A 17,296-nucleotide genomic window follows, 5' to 3' on the forward strand; every position below is an offset into this window, starting at 1 on the left:
ATCATAATGTCATCGCAGCGTTTTTACAAATGTATAAATAAGAGTGAGACAATAAGGAACTTTAATTAGTAATAATCCTAATTAAAAAAGGTGGTACGAAAATGAAGAAAATTATATTGGTATTGCTAGTAGCAATAAGCATGATGGGTGTTGCAGCTGCAAACCCCTACACCGCAGACATATTTAATGCAGCAGGAACAGCACCAGTTGGAGACCTTGCACTGAAGCCAGGGGACAGCATAACCCTTAGTTACAGAATGACAGATATAAGTCCTGTAGAACAAGGCCTTGTTCTTCCATATGTGACACAAGTAGCTGTCGTATCAGGCACTGGAGCAGCAAGTGACATAACAATAACCACACCTGCTAATGTAGTAGTTCCGCTTGCAACATCATACACAGATGTAGGCGTAATAACAGTGTCACTCAATGCTAATGCACCACTACACACAATATACAGAATAAGCATTGGTGCAGGCCCAGTACTTGCCAGCACAGAAATAGATTCAGCATCAAGATACGTAGAATCAATACCAGAATTCCCAACAATTGCACTCCCAGTAGCTGCAATCCTTGGTCTTGCATTCTTCATGCAGCGCCGCAAGGAAGAGTAAGTTAATCAACTTACTCCAATACTTTTTTTATTCTTGTTTTTAACTTGTTTTTAACTGCTCGAGTACAAGTAGTTAAGACATTTTGTTACAGAAGATAGTTACTTCATACTATATATGCAAAAAAAAAGAATGCATCCAATAACAATAAAAGTTGTTAGGAGTGGAAATATGAAGAAACTACCATTACTTATCGCATTGATTGCACTGTTTGTAGGAACAGCATCTGCAACCCCATATACCGCAGACATATGGGACGCAACAGGAACTGCAGCCATAGGTGATTTGACACTTAAACCAGGCGACAGTATAACCCTCAGTTACAGAATGACAGCCATCAGCTCCGTAGAACAAGGCCTTGTACTCCCATACGCGACACAAGTAGCTGTTATATCAGGCCCAGGAGCAACAACTGATATAAACATAACTACACCTGCTAATGTAACAGTACCGCTTGCAACATCATACACAGATGTAGGCGTAATAACAGTGTCACTCAATGCTAGTGCACCAGTAGGAACAATCTACAGAATAAGCATTGGTGCAGGCCCAGTACTTGCCAGTACAGAAATAGATTCAGCATCAAGATATGTAGAAGCAATCCCAGAATTCCCAACCGTAGCACTTCCAGTAGCTGCAATCCTCGGTCTGGCATTCCTATTCCAGCGCCGCAAGGAAGAGTAAGTTAACAACTTACTCCAACTTTTTTCTTTATCTTTTTGTTAAAAACTTCTTTCTTTTTCTCTACTCAAACCTTATATCCCTACAACTCCATTCTTCTCTGTCTAAAGTTAAAAGTGATGATACATGGAAGAATTAATTGAGAAATTATCCAACGCACATGGTATATCAGGTAGTGAGGGAAACATAAAGGCCATCCTCGAAGAAGAGCTCAAGCCCTATGCAGATGAAATGATGACTGACAAGATGGGAAATCTTGTTGTTGTCAAAAAAGGTGAGGGTCCATCAATTATGCTCGCTGCTCACATGGATGAGATTGGTCTGATGGTAAAGTACATCGATGACAAAGGATTTTTAAGATTTGTAACCATCGGAGGCTGGTTCGACCAGACACTTCATAGCCAGAGGGTTATCGTACATACCAAAAACGGTCCGATTCCAGGAGTTATCGGTTCCAAGCCCCCACATGTGATGAAAGCTGAGGACAGAAAGAAACCTGTCAAAGCAGATGACATGTTTATCGATGTAGGAGCCAAGGACAAGAAAGATGCTGAAAAGATGGGAATTGAAGTAGGCACTCCCATTTCAATGGACCGCGAAGTAAAGAAGCTTGCAAACGGCAAGATAACAGGGAAGGCCTTTGACAACAGGGCAGGCTGTGCTATTGTAATTGAAACAATGAAACAGCTCTCAAAGGCTGACCTGAAAGCAACTCTCTATGTTGTAGGTACAGTACAGGAAGAAGTAGGACTTAAAGGTGCACGTACTTCAGCCTTCGGACTCAACCCGGATATTGCCATAGCAATAGACACAACTATCCCGGGAGACCACCCTGGCATGACTAAGAATGAGTCTGCACTGGACATTGGCAAAGGTGGAGCTATCACTATAGCTGATGCATCAGGCAGAGGCTTAATAGCAGCACCACAGGTCGTTAAATGGATTGTGGAAACCGGAGACAAGAACGAGATACCCTACCAGATGGATGTCGGAGATGGCGGTACCACCGATGCTACTGCGATTCATCTTACCAGAGATGGCATACCCACAGGAGTGCTGAGTGTAGCAACCAGGTACATTCATTCACCTGTAGAAGTGCTTGATGTTGCTGACCTGCAACACTGCTCTGACCTTGTAGCAAAGGCAGTACTCAGTGTCAATGATTATTTCTAAGCAGGGAAGGATTTCCCCTTACTTTTTTTGATGGGTTATCAAAACAGTACAACCACCACGCCGAAGGCGGCGCAGTCCATTGCTGCTGTTATAGAAAGAATGTATTTTGTAGCATTAAACTGAACTCAACAACGAACCCATTCAACCACCTCTTGGTAAGCTTAAAATTAGAGGCAGATGAGCACATTATTTGAATAGAAGCGTATTACAGCCCTAAAAGTATGTTCTTGGCGGCATGGTCCTGAGGGAAGCATTCATGCGCTTAAGGCCTGATAGCACCATACTCACCGATATAAAAGTGAACTTTATACAATCAGATCGCCTGATTAACATCCCAGGTTTGACAGTTTTCACTTCCCTTATGTAAATTCATCCCCAATTATTCAAAAAAAATACATTATACTATGAACTGAGTTTCAGGATAATAATTTGGCATCCTCATGACGAATCGTGATGATAATCGCTATACATATATATCACTTCGTAATATCCCTGTAAGCTGTTACTGGATAACAGACAAGAAAATGTGAGGGATTATATTATTTGAAAATGTCCGGTTTTTAGACACAACTCTCAGAGACGGCGAACAGACACCAGGCGTAGCACTTACAAGCGAGGACAAAGTGGCAATCGCTACTAAGCTCGATGAACTAGGCGTTAATGTGATCGAAGCAGGATCTGCCATTACATCAGAAGGTGAACGCGAGTCCATAAGAGCAGTGGTAGCAGAAGGATTGAATGCAGAGATCTGCAGTTACTGCAGGATCATGAAACAGGATGTGGACCATGCACTGGCATGTGATGTTGATTCTATCCACCTTGTAGCACCCGTATCGGACCTGCATATCAACGTAAAGTTACGCAAAGACAGAGAATCCGTAAGACAGATGGCCATAGATACTACCGAGTATGCCAGGGAACATGGTCTAATAGTTGAACTCAGTGGTGAGGATGCCTCCAGGGCAGATCTGGAATTCCTGAAGTCTTTATACACTGATGGCGTGCAGGCAGGAGCCGAGAGATTATGCTTCTGTGACACGGTCGGATTGCTTGTTCCTGAAAAGGCTGATGAGATATTCAGAGACATCACATCTGCTGTTAAAGCACCCGTAAGTATACACTGCCATGATGATTTCGGACTTGCCACTGCAAATACCGTTGCAGCTCTCAGGGCAGGTGCAAAGCAGGCACACGTAACCGTTAATGGCATTGGTGAACGTGCAGGTAATACGTCGTTAGAAGAAGTAGTCATGACCATTGAATGGTTATACAAATGCAAGACCGGCATTAGTACAACAGATATCTTCAAGGCCTCAAGGCTTGTGAGCAAGCTGACAGGCATACCAGTTGCTCCGAACAAATCACTTGTAGGTGGGAATGCGTTTACCCATGAAGCAGGCATTCACGTACATGGCCTGCTGGCAGATACATCCACATACGAACCCATTAAGCCAGAGGTTATCGGTAGGGAACGCAAGATCGTACTTGGAAAGCATGCAGGCAAGAGCTCTGTAACACTTGCGGTAAAAGAGATGGGATTCGATGTTGACGATGTCCAGCTACATGAGATTCTTGATCGTGTAAAAGAACTTGGAGATCACGGGAAAAAAGTAACGGATGCAGACCTGCAGTCGATAGCCGAGACTGTACTCAGTATCCAGAAAGAAGCGAAGGTTATTCTGGAAGAATATACCGTAGTTTCAGGGAACAAGGTCACCCCCACTGCATCAGTTAAACTCAAAGTAGACGGCAGAGAGGTTGTCGAAGCAGGCATCGGTGACGGGCCTGTTGACGCGACTCTGGCAAGTATTAAAAAGGGAGTTGCAAGCATAGGGGACGTGCAACTGGAAGAGTATCATGTAGACGCTATCAGTGGTGGTACTGATGCCCTCGTGGAAGTGCTTGTGAAACTCTCGAAAGACGGAAAGATGGTTACATCAAGAGGTGCCCGTACAGACATAGTAATGGCATCGGTCGAAGCCCTGCTTAACGGCATCAACCGTTTGATATGAAATATCAGAAAATTATAAGATAGATACTATCAGTTTACATGCAGATTTAACTTAACTATTTGATTTAAAATTTAGAGGATTTATATGACAGGATCAACTGAAAAAATGACAGGCGCCAGAGCCCTCATTGAGTGCCTGTACAGGGAAGGCGTTGATACTATTTTCGGATACCCCGGAGGGGTTCTGCTTCCTATTTACGATGAATTGTATGACTCGAAAATCAGGCATGTACTTGTACGCCATGAACAGGCGGCTACACATGCAGCTGAAGGGTATGCAAGGGCAACAGGCAAGACAGGCGTATGCCTCGCAACGTCGGGACCGGGTGCGACAAATCTGGTCACAGGTATTGCAAACGCATACATGGACTCAGTTCCGATGGTTGCTTTCACCGGCCAGGTGCCAAGCTCACTGATAGGTAACGACGCATTTCAGGAAGCAAACATAACAGGCATCACAATGCCGATAACCAAGCATAATTACCTGGTCCAGGATGCAAAGGAGCTACCCAAAATCGTTAAAGAGGCATTCCACATTGCATCCACAGGCAGACCGGGACCTGTACTGGTTGACTTGCCAAAGGACATCACAACAGAAGAGATAGACTTCTATTACCCTGACAAGGTAGAACTCCGTGGATATAATCCAACTTATCACGGCAACCTCCAGCAGATCAAGAGAGCTGCTTCTGAGATCAAAAACTCAAAGAATCCCGTGATATATGCTGGCGGAGGTGTCATCAGCTCTGGTGCTGCAGAAGAACTAACTAAACTGGCAGAAAAAATTCAGGCACCGGTGACCACAACTCTAACAGGTATGGGAGGATTCCCCGGAGACCATCCATTGTTCATGGGAATGCCGGGGATGCACGGTACCAAGTATGCAAACTTTGCAATACAGGAATCAGACCTTATCATTGCCGTCGGCGTAAGATTCGATGACAGAGTCACAGGTAAACTAAAATCCTTTGCAACAAACGCAAAGATAATCCACATTGATATTGATCCTGCAGAGATATCCAAGAATATAAGAGTGGATATCCCAATTGTCGGTGATGCGAAGTGGATTCTTTCCCGTCTAATCGAATATTCTGAAAAGTCACAATCCGAAGAATGGCTTAAGAAAATCGAATACTGGAAAAAGCAGTATCCTCTACATTACATAGGACCCGCAACCGGAGACGGTATCAAGCCCCAATACATCATCGAGCAGATAAAGGAAGCTTGCGAAGATGCTATTATTGTTACCGAAGTAGGACAGCATCAGATGTGGGCTGCACAGTACTTCAATTACAAAGAACCGAGGACTTTCATATCCTCCGGCGGACTCGGTACTATGGGATACGGTTTCCCCGCATCCATCGGAGCCAAGCTGGGCAGACCTGACAAGGTAGTCTTTGATGTTTCAGGAGACGGTTCCTTCCAGATGAACTCCCAGGAAATGGCAACGGCAGTAAAAGAAAACATTCCGGTAATAGTTGCAATTTTCAATAACGGATACCTTGGAATGGTCAGGCAGTGGCAGGAACTGTTCTTTGATAAAAGATACTCTTCAACATGTATACAGGACAGTGTTGATTTCGTGAAGCTTGCTGAAGCCTATGGTGCTCTTGGACTGAGGGCTACTAAACGCGATGAGGTACGTCCTGCAATAGACAAAGCTATCGCATCAGGCAGACCCACACTTATCGATTTCGTAGTAGAGTGTGAGGAGAACGTTTCACCGATGGTTCCTGCAGGTGCTGCGATTAACGAGATACTTGACCTGGAGAGAAAAGAATGAGGCATACACTTTCAGTTCTGGTTGAGAACAAGTACGGGGTACTCAGTAGAGTCGCAGGCATGTTCTCAAGAAGAGGATATAATATTGACAGCCTGACTGTCGGAGTCACAGAAGACCCTACCATCTCCCGTATGACCATAGTAGTAAAGGGCGATGACGAAGTCCTTGAGCAGGTTACAAAACAGCTTAACAAACTCATTGATGTAATCAGGGTTACAGATCTTAAATCCGAAGAAACTGTCGAAAGGGAACTGGCGCTCTTCAAAGTTAATTCGGATGTGACCACACGCTCTGAGATTATGCAGATAGCAGACATTTTCCGCGCCAGGATCATTGACGTTGCTCCAAGATCTATGACCGTTGAGGTCACAGGTGACGAAGGCAAGATAACTGCCATCGAACAGTTACTCAAACCCTTTGGAATTAAGGAAATGGTAAGGACCGGAAAAGTTGCTCTCAGTAGAGGACAGAAGAATTCTTAATTATTCAGAGACTTATAGATATTTCAATTAAAGAGGTACTAACAATGGCACAGATGTTTTATGATAACGATGCAGACCTTAACATTCTGAAAGGTAAGAAGATAGCAGTAATGGGTTACGGAAGCCAGGGACACGCACAGGCCCAGAACCTCCATGACTCAGGACTTGATGTTACAATTGGTCTGAGAGAAGGCAGCAGACGCTGGAAGCAGGCAGAGGACGACGGACTTAAGGTCATGACAGTCGCCGATGCAGCAAAAGCAGCAGATGTTATACAGATACTCCTGCCTGATGAAGTTCAGTCACAGGTATACTACAGTGAGATTGAGCCCGGACTTGAAGCAGGAAATGCAATCGTATTCTCACACGGTTTCAACATCCACTACAACCAGATAGTCCCACAGAAGGACATTGACGTTTACATGGTAGCTCCAAAGAGCCCCGGACACCTCGTCAGAAGGACATATGTTGACGGTGCAGGAGTACCTGGCCTTGTTGCCGTATACCAGGACGCAACCGGAAACGCAATGAAAATGGCACTTGCACACGCAAAGGGTGTAGGATGCACCCGTGCAGGAGTATACGAGACAACCTTCCGCGAGGAAACCGAAACCGACCTATTCGGAGAACAGGTAGACCTCTGTGGTGGTGTAGCCTCACTTATTAAGACTTCCTTCGAAGTTCTGGTGGAAGCCGGCTACCAGCCAGAGATGGCATACTTCGAAACCTGCCACGAACTAAAACTCATAGTAGACCTCATTCACGAAGGCGGACTTGACAAGATGTGGTACTCAGTATCCAATACTGCAGAATATGGTGGTATGACCGTGGGTCCACAGGTAATCAACGAGCTTTCCAGGGAAGCTATGTACGAAGCACTCGACAGGATTCAGAATGGTGAATTTGCAAGGGAATTCGTACTTGAGGGCAGGGCAAACAGGCCTGTGCTCACTGCCATGGAAAGGCAGGACAGGGAGCACCCACTCGAGGTTATCGGCAAACAGATCAGAGCAAATATGCCCTGGCTGAACAGTGAACTGAACGAAAAGTAGACCTGAAGGTCTACACACCTTTTTTATTTCTTTTTCTCAATTTGGGTTTAAGTAATACCCATATATTTTGCTATTAGAATGAATTGATCAATCTTTCATTGAGTTTATGCCTTTCATCTTTAATATCTACGATCTCACTCTCCACCAGAGTTTTTTGATGCATCAATTCTGCTTTTTCATCTTCATTGACCGCATTTCCCACGCCCTCGATGATAACATCTAATTTATCCTCAAGATCCATAAGTTCATAGCCTAGTCTAGTTGCCTTTTTATCGAGCCCAATAATATCTTCATTCATCGTACCCCACACCCAACTTACAGTGTGAATTACTCCACGCTTACGCATGGAGCTTCCTGCTTCATTCTTTGAACTATCGTTCACAAGTCCACAGGCTCTTCCCCCCGTTCCAAAGGTGTCAAGCGGTTATTAGATTTTGATTTTGTAATGCGAATTTCTTAATGTTGATAGCTGCATTAATGTCTCTGTCATGATTGGTATTACAGTCCGGGCATTGCCATTTTCTATCTTTCAAGGTCAACTCTTTATTATGAAATCCGCAATTATTACATATTCTAGTAGATGGCTCGAATTGACCTATTTTTAATAAGGTTTTTCCGTACCACTCGGCTTTATATTCCAATTGGTTGAAGAACATACTCCACGAAACATCACTAATTGATTGAGCTAGACAATGATTTTTAAGCATACCCGATATATTGAGTGATTCTATTGCAACTGCTTTGTTCTCGCTTATAATTTTAGAAGATGTTTTGTGCAAAAAATCTGCTCTCTGATTGCTTATTTTCTCATGGTGTTTAGCGACTGATAAACGTGCTTTTGCTTTATTTTTTGAACATTTTTGTTTTTTAGATAATCTTCTTTGTAAGATTTTCATTCTTTCCATACTGTTTTTTAGATATTTTGGGTTATCTATTTTTTCACTGTTTGACAATATGGCAAAATGAGTGATACCTACATCTAGACCTAATGTCGAATTATCATCGAAATGTTGTTTATCAGGTAATTCTTTACCATCATCTACAAGGATACTTATGTAGAATTTTCCCGTCGATGTTCTGGATATAGTAGCGGTTTTAAGTTTGCCTTCAAACTTCCTATGTAACTTTACTTTTATTGGTTGTTTTATTTTTGGAAGTTTTATAGTATTTGTTTCAAAATCCACAGTATAATGTTGTGGTATCTGGAATGATTGTAGAGGGTTCTTTTTAGATTTGAAATTAGGAAATCCTTTTTTTTCTCTAAAAAACCGTGTAAATGCAGATTCAAGATTAATAAGTGAATTTAACAATGATTGAGAATTTACATCCTTCAACCATTCATTAGTCATTTTCAAGTCATGAACCAGCATTTCTTGTAAATCAAACCTAGATAGATGCTTTTTTTCTGTTTCATAAGCTTTAATTTTGTTTTCTAAAGCCCAATTATACGTAAATCTACATGCACCAATATGTTTCATAAAAAGCTCTTGTTGCTCTTTATTTGGATATAAACGGTATTTATAGGCTTTAAGCATCATTACTTACAATGATTTAACAACACATATAGTTTTTGTAAAATCATGAGATTATATAAACGTTGTATTCGGATAGTACGCCTTTCATCTCCCACCTTACAGAAGGAGACTTCTCGGCTCAAAAATTAAATGCTAGTAATTTAATAAAATCTATCCTTGGTGAATATATCGCACCTGCACTCCTCAATGAAGCAAGAGCATTCGATAACTCAAACGGTGTAAGCAGAGATGTTTTTTCAACATCCACCATTGAAATTGTTACATCAATACCAAAAGTATTCTCTAGTTGCAGATACAATTGAGCCGCTTCTTTGGGTAAACGGAATATTTCGCTAGGGGACAGATTGGATTTCTTAAATTTAGAAGCGTGTGCAAACATGTCCATCCATATATCAAATCCTTCACGTACATTGGAAACAGAAACTTCATTGCTAAAATTCATTCGGGCAATACTCGAACCTAGTTTAGGAGCAGCAGCACCAAGGTCCTGCTTGTAAACAAAATTACTTGAGTGTGTGAATGTTTCTGTCATCTCATATATTCGATCAGTCAAGCATTTTTCTGCTTTTTGTGAGATTTCCGGTTGAAACATTAAAGCATCCAGAAGATGAGCCCTTACAAATGGTATCTCAAAAGATACATCAGCAGAATAAGCAGACTTAGGACGCATCTCTGCATCAAGAACAATAGGCACATGTACAAATGTTTCTTTCGGCATTAGTATTGAAAGATTTACTTCCCTGCTGCCTAATGGATTCAAGTTCTTTTCAAGCTCAGAAGAACTGTAAAAATAAGGAGACTTTGCACTTTTGAATTCCCTGGGAATTAATTTCTGTAAAGAAACAAAGGAATTCCAGCCACTTTTCTTTGCAATTATGCCAGAATCAATACCGCCTTTTTCATTGATACCAATTGCATTTGACGAAACTGAACACATTGCAAGACACTGAGAGATACTATCCAGATTTTCATCTGCACTCTGAAATGGATGCTTAAAGAAATTAACATACTCTTCCTGATCCATTACCTTTCGGTGAAGGAGTTTTTTAGGATCGACCTTTTTCCACGCTTTCACATGCCTGACATCAATGTTAACAAGATTAGCAAATGTACCCCTGACAACTCGTTCTGTTTCAAAGGAGGTGACTTTGATCAGCTCATTCTGGTTTGGTGTCGGGACAGATTCATCGGTGATTATATAATACTCCCTTTTTGGTGTTGGGAGAAAAGGAGAAGGATCCAGATAAAAAAGATACCTGCTTCGGCCATCAAATCGAACAAAGCCCATCTCATCATTATCAAATATGAGCTTGTGCTCCACACCAGAGAGCTCATAACCAAACTCGCGGTTTTTCAGGCTTTGTCTTCTGACCATACCATGACCTTAATGTTATTGATTGATAAGGTTTATTCAACTTGAGGTCAAGAGACAAGTAATCTGAGTTATAAACTTCAGTCTTATGATACACCTAACCTATAAGTATCCAGAAATTAGTATTTTGAGTATTCACATCACAAAATATGTAGCAGAGGTCGCTAGAACATGAAAGGAACAATTGAGACTATATTATCAAGGCGAAGCATCCGTAACTTCACATCAGAAGAGGTCAAAGATGAAGATATTAAAACCATACTGAACGCAGGAAGATGGGCACCATCCGGCCTCAACAACCAGCCGTGGAAATTCATTGTCATACAGAAAGAAGAGACAATGGCAAAACTGGAAGATTGTACCCATTACGGAAAAATAATTAGAAGTGCTCCTCTCCTGATAGCCGTATTTCTGGATCAGGATACCATGTACAACCGGACAAAGGATATCCAGGCCATCGGTGCATCTATACAGAACATGCTTCTTGCATGTTGCGAACTGGGATTTGGTGCGGTATGGCTGGGAGAGATTCTGAACAACAAAGAGAAAGTTAACTTGATTCTTAGTTGTCCTGACTCAATGGAACTTATGGCAGTGATCGCAATAGGAAAGCCTGCGGAACATGGAAAAAATAGCACCAGAAAAGATCTGAGTGAGATAGTATACAGTGAAAAGTATGGAAAATAATTTTGACAAAATATAGAGGCTGAGACGAATTGAAAGTAACCTTTTGTGTTGTGTAGATTGATTGAAGGTGGTAGATTTGTATGACCCATTTATAATGGAGTATAATCAGGAAACAGGTCTACAATTCGTCTCTAATTCATAAAATGGATTTTATCGTATATATACTTTTGTCAATTTCAGAGATAAATCAAGGAAAACTGATTTACCATTAAATCAATTTTGCTTGACAACACTGGATTTCTTTTTCTTCCCGACACACTGCCGATTGGCACAGAACTCCAAAGCATCCTTTTTTTGCTCTTTAACACGGAGTATGTGCCATCCACAATGCTCACACAGAGTGCTGAGAACTGTAAGTCTACCTGATTTAGGAACTGACTGTGTATGTCCACACCTATTGGTGCAGCCAAGGAAACGAGAATCTTTCACAGATATGACGAACATCGAGCCATCACAAACAGGACACGGACCTACAACTTCAGGAGGGAAACATTTCTTTTCCATATCACACGTGAAGCAGGGACCAATTCCCACGGCCCAGTTATATTTGTTGCCGACTTTAAGAACTGCAACTCCACCTTTACTACATTCCTGAGAACGCAGGACTGTAAGTGCACCTGCCTTTGGCAGAGGGTATGTCTTCTTACACTGTGGATAACCAGTGCAGCCCACAAACCTTCCTTTATCAGTCTTGATCATATGTAATATCCGCCCACACTCAGGACAGGTCCCTACAAAATTCTTTTTATCAGTAGTTACCTGCTCATCAGTGATAGTGCCTGCCATTCTTGTAGCGATTGCATCCTTGCTTGAGTTTAGCTGGGAATACATTTCCTTGATAAGCATGGTTCCTTCATCAAGAGCAGTATCAAGTGTCTTTTTCCCGTCTTCCACATCCTGTATGAGAGCTTCGATGTGGGCACGGATATCAGGTTTCACTAGTACTGGCACGGATGAATCCAGTGATTCCATGAGAGTAAAACCAGTGTCAAGAATGGCAATAGTTTTTCCCTTGGTCTCAAAATAACCCCGTTTTTTGTTAGTCTCTATGTGAGAAGGAGCCGTTGCTTTGGTACCTATTCCATTCTTATCCATTAACGTAAGTAACTCAGCCTCAGTAAGCCTCTTCGGAGGAGTGGTCTTGGATTTGATGTTGCTTATCTTCTTAACATCGACTTCCTCGTTTAACTCCACATTTGGCAGCAATTTATCATTCTTGGTCTCGAAAGGATACACAGCCATCCAGAATCCCTTAGCACCGAGCCAGTGACATCAAATATTTCCCCACCGACAAGTATCTCAAACCTTGTCTTCTCAAATACAGCAGGCTTCATTAGATTTGAAAGGAAATGCCTCACGATAAGGTCATAGACCTTCCATACATCCGGCATCCTGACGCTTCGCTCCACATCATCCCTTGAAGCTGCTTTAATTGGATGGATAGGTGGGTGGTCATGTCCATCCTTGGTACCGTTCCTACAGTTAATATCACCGGCAGAGAGTATTGAAAGCGCATATTTTTGGTAAATACCGGATGAGAAAGACACCAGCTTTGAGCGGAAATCAAAATCATCAGCATATTTGTTGGTTTCTGTTCTCGGATAACTTGTGAAACCCGCAAGATACAACTGCTCTGCAACCTCAAGGGCAGTCTCGGGACTTATTCCCAGAAACTTGGAAGCTCGTTTGAGGAACTCAGTAGTATTCAACGGATAGGGAGGATTTGTGAGAATGTTTTTTACGGTTTTTTTGTCCACAAGGCCTTTCTTACAATTCTTTATCCGGGCAAATATTTCATCAGCCTTTGCTTTTTCAGAAATATGCCCGCCCCTGTAAGCACCTGTAAAATCCGTACCATTTTTATTGAAAACAGCCTCGATCTTCCAGAAATCCTTCGATTCAAAATCCCGGATAATTTTCTCACGTTCGTACACAAAACCACAAGTCGGAGTCTGGCAGGGACCAATAGAGATAACATCCTTAGTACGTGCCCTTTCCCTTACAGCAAGAGTCATAAACCTCGTGAAAGCGGCACCCATCTTCAGATCAAGTATCTGGCGTGCCTCGGCAGACATTGCCAGGTTGGCATCCGGCTCGACAAGATTATCGAATGCCTGTTTGATCTCACTGGCAGACAGTGAAGAAAAACGAGCCCTTTTTACAGGAGCCTTTGATATCTTTTCAGCCAGATGCCTGGCTTCAAAACCGATGTTCTCCCCTTCCCTGTCAAAATCACATGCAAGAATGAGCTCTTCAGCCTGCTTTGCAAGCATGGAAATAGCAGTAGCATATGGTTTTTTCAGTACGTTTTTTACAGGATCAACATCAAGTAAAACTGCAGGGTCACATTCTCTCCAGTTGTTATACTCAGGTGGAAAGTCATAGCCCATTATATGGCCTGACAAACCCATGATACGCCATTCCTTACCATTTTTCTTAAAGTCGTAGACCGGAATACCGTCTATTGATGCACGATTAAAACCGCCCCCACTTAAAATACCAGCTATCTGTGCTGCTGCTTTATTCTTTTCCGTGAATACGACTATTGACATGCTGGACTCCTATGTTCTGATATTAAATAAGAATTGAGCTTGCAGGGTGAAAGTGATACAGAACCAAAATATTGATAGATATTCGATAAGTGGTATGAAAGATATATATGGGGCAAGAATGTATCTGCACCTATACAAAAACACTGCATACCGGAGCTACAATGACATTAATGGAAGATGCAAAAAAGGGTATCATCACGCCCCAGATGGAAGCCGTTGCCAGAGACGAGGGCATTGAAGCTAAGACCATCTGCTCATGTGTTGCCAAAGGACTCATAAGTATCCCCAATAATCCTGTCAGGGATTGCAGGGTCGTAGGTATAGGCAAATACCTCAGTACAAAAATAAACGCCAACATAGGAACATCACGTGATCACATCAACATTGATGATGAAATAGAGAAGGCAAAAACAGCAGAAGCTTTTGGTGCTGATGCACTCATGGACCTCTCCACCGGCGGGGACCTGGACCTTATAAGAAAAAAGATAATGGATGCTGTGAACCTCCCCATAGGTTCTGTTCCAATCTACCAGGCGGCAGCTTCACAGAAAGCTGTTGTAGATATGACTTCCGATGATATGTTCAATGCAGTACGCAAGCATGCAAAGGACGGTATTGATTTTGTTACCATACATGCAGGAGTGAACCAGGATTCCCTGAAAAGGATCAAACAGGGAAACAGGATAACGGATATCGTCAGCCGTGGAGGATCATTCACCCTTGCCTGGATGCTGCATAATGGCGAAGATAATCCATTCTATTCCGAATATGATTACCTGCTGGAGATCGCACAGGAATACGATATGGCAGTAAGTCTTGGAGACGGAATGCGACCTGGATGCATACATGATGCCTCTGACGGCCCTTCATTCATGGAATTCATAACTCTCGGAGAACTTGTGAAGCGCACAAAGGAAGCAAACATCCAGTGTTTTGTAGAAGGACCGGGACACGTACCTATCGATGAGATAGAACTAAGCGTAAAGGGAATGAAGAACCTGTGTGACCAGGCACCGCTCTATCTCCTGGGCCCGCTTGTCACAGACATAGCCCCGGGATATGATCATATTACCGGTGCGATCGGAGGGACTTTTGCCGGAATGTGCGGAGCTGATTTCCTGTGTATGACCACACCAGCCGAACACCTTGCACTCCCGACAAACGATGACATCCGGGAAGGAACCATTATCACAAAGATAGCAGCCCATGCAGCAGACCTTGCCAAGGAAGGACAAAAAGAGCGTGCAAGAGCCATTGACGACAGGATGGCACATGCCCGCAAGAACCTTGACTGGGAGACACAGTACAGCCTGGCTATCGATGGTGAGCGTGCAAGAAATGTCAGGGAAAGCCGCATGACAGGCAGCGATGCATGTTCCATGTGCGGAGATCTCTGTGCTATGAAAATAGTCAGCAAGGCACTTGAAGAAGAAAAGAAAAGGTGACAACATAGTCACCTGTTATTTCTATGCAATGTAGCTCTTTTAAACATTGAATGATAATTTTAATTTATGAATCTCACCGTTCTTCTGGATAATAATACAATCATTGACCGCTATTTTTTAGGTGAACCAGGTGTTTCCTACTTTATAGAAGACAACGGAACAAGAATACTTTTCGATGTAGGATACTCTGATGCCTTTCTCCAGAATGCACACAGAATGAAAATCGACCTTCTTCACCTGGACCATATAGTTTTGTCCCACGGTCATCTGGATCACACATGGGGACTTGATTCCATGGTAAGGATATTTACTGAAGCAAAAATAGAAGGGCTTGTGCATTCAGAACCCACTGTTGTTGCCCATCCATTGGTATTCAATAGCAAAACCTATGCAAGTCTAAAAGAGATAGGAAGTATCATTGGTGCAGAAAAGCTCTCAAGGGTATTCAAGCTAAAACTAAGCCGTGTGCCTTTGTGGCTGACTGAAAATATCGTATTTCTCGGAGAGATTCCCCGAATCTTTGATTTTGAACTCGACCCACTGGAAAGCAAGGTCATAATCGATGGAAAAGAAGAAGAAGACAGACTTTCTGATGATACTGCCATTGCTATTAAGACTGAAAATGGTCTTGTCATTATCACCGGTTGTTCACATTCAGGAATTTGCAATATAATCGAGTATGCTAAAAGTGTTTGCAGTGAAAATAGAGTTGTCGATGTTATAGGGGGTTTTCATTTGCTTCAACCACCAGAAACAAAGATCAACAGAACAGTCGATTATTTCAGCAAACTCAATGCCCGGAAAGTTCATGCATGCCATTGCACAGACCTTATGTCAAAAATCGCTTTGTCTAAAGTCTGTAAACTAAAAGAAGTAGGTTCTGGTCTCCGACTCGAATATTAGAAAGAAAAAAGAAATGACCGGAATAATCCCCTCATATCATTGTTTCTTGAAGCACATGAACCAGTCAAGACAGTATGTATCCTCATCTTTCGATTCCACTCTTTCCTTAGCAGTCCCACATGAACCCGGTGGTGGAATAATCACATCATCCCCCGGTTGCCAGTTGGCAGGGGTTGCAACATTTTCAGCATCCGATTTTTGCATTGCAAGTAATAATCTCCTGACCTCATCCATATTACGTCCGTTAGACAGCGGGTAATACAAAATTGCCCTTATCTTTGCTTTTGGATCGATCATAAACACGGCCCTTACAGCCTGTGTATCTGAAGCATTTGGCTGCACCATGCCAAACTTCTTTGCAATATCCATCTTAAGATCAGCAATAACCGGGAAAGTAATTTCCACTTCTTTCATGCCCTTATATTCTATTTTTTCCTTGATGGTCCGAAGCCATGCAATATGAGCATAGATACTGTCAATGGAAAGCCCCAGCAGTTCAGCATTTAGCGTCTTGAAATCATCCTGCATACCTGCAAAGGTCATGAACTCCGTAGTGCATACTGGCGTGAAATCAGCAGGATGGCTAAAAAAAATTACCCACTTACCTTTGTAGTCCCTTGGAAAACTTATCGCACCAGCTGTTGTCTCAGCAGTAAATGATGGTGCACTGTCACCTATCAAAGGCATATATACAGGTTCAGATGAGGATGTATCACTCATTCCGGACTTTATTTTCTTCATACTGCTGTCAAGGTATTCATTGATGTCCTTCACTTGCTTATCAAATTCCTTTTCCAGTTCCAGATCCTTTATGTTCCTGGAAATGTATCCTTTCATATCCTTGAACTGATCTTCAAGATACTTTTTAGTATCCTTTTTCTCATCCATTTTAAATCACCATTCTAATGAAGTGTGAACTACAGGAACGGACTAAAAAATAGTGAACATCCCATACTCCACTAATAATTAAGGCATTTTAAGATAAGAACTTGACTCTTGTGTGGCTAAT

General features: G+C 42.3%; 14 protein-coding genes and 1 pseudogene. 10 read left to right on the forward strand and 5 right to left on the reverse strand.

Annotated elements, in window-relative coordinates; translation table 11 throughout:
* Window positions 1–101: 101 nt before the first annotated feature.
* The 7 genes from V7O67_RS11430 (at window position 102) to ilvC (ending at window position 7,793) form a co-directional block, all read left to right on the forward strand.
* Window positions 102–614 carry a PEF-CTERM sorting domain-containing protein gene (locus V7O67_RS11430; RefSeq protein WP_342304715.1) on the forward strand — a complete coding sequence of 171 codons (513 nt, stop codon included), beginning with the start codon at window positions 102–104 and terminating at the stop codon, window positions 612–614.
* Between the two features lie 168 nt (window positions 615–782).
* Window positions 783–1,295 carry a PEF-CTERM sorting domain-containing protein gene (locus tag V7O67_RS11435; protein WP_406670030.1) on the forward strand — a complete coding sequence of 171 codons (513 nt, stop codon included), beginning with the start codon at window positions 783–785 and terminating at the stop codon, window positions 1,293–1,295.
* A 123-nt stretch (window positions 1,296–1,418) separates the two neighbouring features.
* Window positions 1,419–2,465 (forward strand): M42 family metallopeptidase, encoded by a 1,047-nt coding sequence (locus V7O67_RS11440; RefSeq protein WP_406670032.1) that lies wholly within the window; start codon window positions 1,419–1,421, stop codon window positions 2,463–2,465.
* Between the two features lie 533 nt (window positions 2,466–2,998).
* The gene (locus tag V7O67_RS11445) at window positions 2,999–4,477 is read left to right on the forward strand and encodes a (R)-citramalate synthase (protein ID WP_406658332.1); all 1,479 of its coding nucleotides are present in this window, start codon (window positions 2,999–3,001) and stop codon (window positions 4,475–4,477) included.
* Between the two features lie 84 nt (window positions 4,478–4,561).
* Window positions 4,562–6,259, forward strand: coding sequence for an acetolactate synthase large subunit (locus V7O67_RS11450; protein WP_406657779.1), 1,698 nt, complete (start codon window positions 4,562–4,564; stop codon window positions 6,257–6,259).
* Window positions 6,256–6,741, forward strand: a complete 486-nt coding sequence (gene ilvN / locus V7O67_RS11455) for an acetolactate synthase small subunit (protein ID WP_406670033.1) — start codon at window positions 6,256–6,258, stop codon at window positions 6,739–6,741. The genes V7O67_RS11450 and ilvN overlap by 4 nt, the downstream gene beginning before the upstream one ends.
* A 44-nt stretch (window positions 6,742–6,785) precedes the next feature.
* Entirely contained in the window at window positions 6,786–7,793 is a 1,008-nt protein-coding gene (ilvC, locus tag V7O67_RS11460; protein ID WP_406657781.1) for a ketol-acid reductoisomerase, read from the forward strand.
* Window positions 7,794–7,866: 73 nt separating this feature from the next.
* Here the strand turns inward: ilvC and V7O67_RS11465 are convergent, their stop codons facing one another.
* From V7O67_RS11465 to V7O67_RS11475, 3 genes are all read right to left on the reverse strand, one after another.
* Window positions 7,867–8,175, reverse strand: coding sequence for a hypothetical protein (locus V7O67_RS11465; protein WP_342304709.1), 309 nt, complete (start codon window positions 8,173–8,175; stop codon window positions 7,867–7,869).
* Window positions 8,176–8,209: 34 nt separating this feature from the next.
* Entirely contained in the window at window positions 8,210–9,328 is a 1,119-nt protein-coding gene (gene tnpB, locus V7O67_RS11470) for an IS200/IS605 family element RNA-guided endonuclease TnpB (RefSeq protein ID WP_342306492.1), read from the reverse strand.
* 118 nt (window positions 9,329–9,446) lie between these two features.
* Window positions 9,447–10,703, reverse strand: coding sequence for a hypothetical protein (locus V7O67_RS11475; protein ID WP_342304708.1), 1,257 nt, complete (start codon window positions 10,701–10,703; stop codon window positions 9,447–9,449).
* 168 nt (window positions 10,704–10,871) lie between these two features.
* On the opposite strand from V7O67_RS11475, the gene V7O67_RS11480 reads away from it, so the two are divergent.
* Entirely contained in the window at window positions 10,872–11,387 is a 516-nt protein-coding gene (locus V7O67_RS11480) for a nitroreductase family protein (protein WP_406670035.1), read from the forward strand.
* Between the two features lie 213 nt (window positions 11,388–11,600).
* Here the strand turns inward: V7O67_RS11480 and V7O67_RS11485 are convergent.
* Window positions 11,601–13,939 (reverse strand): annotated as a pseudogene (locus tag V7O67_RS11485) (DNA topoisomerase).
* 161 nt (window positions 13,940–14,100) lie between these two features.
* On the opposite strand from V7O67_RS11485, the gene thiC reads away from it, so the two are divergent.
* Both thiC and V7O67_RS11495 read left to right on the forward strand, forming a co-directional pair.
* Complete coding sequence (gene thiC, locus V7O67_RS11490; protein ID WP_406670036.1) at window positions 14,101–15,384, forward strand: phosphomethylpyrimidine synthase ThiC; 1,284 nt, start codon at window positions 14,101–14,103, stop codon at window positions 15,382–15,384.
* 66 nt (window positions 15,385–15,450) lie between these two features.
* On the forward strand, window positions 15,451–16,287 hold the full coding sequence (locus V7O67_RS11495) for an MBL fold metallo-hydrolase (protein ID WP_342304704.1): 837 nt from the start codon (window positions 15,451–15,453) through the stop codon (window positions 16,285–16,287).
* 36 nt (window positions 16,288–16,323) lie between these two features.
* Here V7O67_RS11495 and V7O67_RS11500 read toward each other — a convergent pair whose 3' ends face one another.
* Entirely contained in the window at window positions 16,324–16,974 is a 651-nt protein-coding gene (locus V7O67_RS11500) for a peroxiredoxin (RefSeq protein WP_342306490.1), read from the reverse strand.
* Between the last annotated feature and the right edge of the window lie 322 nt (window positions 16,975–17,296).

This window comes from Methanolobus sp. ZRKC4 (assembly GCF_045291305.1).
Taxonomy (GTDB): Archaea; Halobacteriota; Methanosarcinia; order Methanosarcinales; family Methanosarcinaceae; genus Methanolobus.

Excerpts from the sequence above, each read along its gene's own strand:
- V7O67_RS11430 (WP_342304715.1), top strand. The coding sequence starts at position 102 with ATGAAGAAAATTATATTGGTATTGCTAGTAGCAATAAGCATGATGGGT.
- V7O67_RS11475 (WP_342304708.1), bottom strand. The coding sequence starts at position 10,703 with ATGGTCAGAAGACAAAGCCTGAAAAACCGCGAGTTTGGTTATGAGCTC.
- V7O67_RS11495 (WP_342304704.1), top strand. The coding sequence starts at position 15,451 with ATGAATCTCACCGTTCTTCTGGATAATAATACAATCATTGACCGCTAT.
- ilvN (WP_406670033.1), top strand. The coding sequence starts at position 6,256 with ATGAGGCATACACTTTCAGTTCTGGTTGAGAACAAGTACGGGGTACTC.
- V7O67_RS11480 (WP_406670035.1), top strand. The coding sequence starts at position 10,872 with ATGAAAGGAACAATTGAGACTATATTATCAAGGCGAAGCATCCGTAAC.
- V7O67_RS11435 (WP_406670030.1), top strand. The coding sequence starts at position 783 with ATGAAGAAACTACCATTACTTATCGCATTGATTGCACTGTTTGTAGGA.
- V7O67_RS11500 (WP_342306490.1), bottom strand. The coding sequence starts at position 16,974 with ATGCCTTTGATAGGTGACAGTGCACCATCATTTACTGCTGAGACAACA.
- tnpB (WP_342306492.1), bottom strand. The coding sequence starts at position 9,328 with ATGCTTAAAGCCTATAAATACCGTTTATATCCAAATAAAGAGCAACAA.
- ilvC (WP_406657781.1), top strand. The coding sequence starts at position 6,786 with ATGGCACAGATGTTTTATGATAACGATGCAGACCTTAACATTCTGAAA.
- V7O67_RS11440 (WP_406670032.1), top strand. The coding sequence starts at position 1,419 with ATGGAAGAATTAATTGAGAAATTATCCAACGCACATGGTATATCAGGT.
- thiC (WP_406670036.1), top strand. The coding sequence starts at position 14,101 with ATGACATTAATGGAAGATGCAAAAAAGGGTATCATCACGCCCCAGATG.
- V7O67_RS11450 (WP_406657779.1), top strand. The coding sequence starts at position 4,562 with ATGACAGGATCAACTGAAAAAATGACAGGCGCCAGAGCCCTCATTGAG.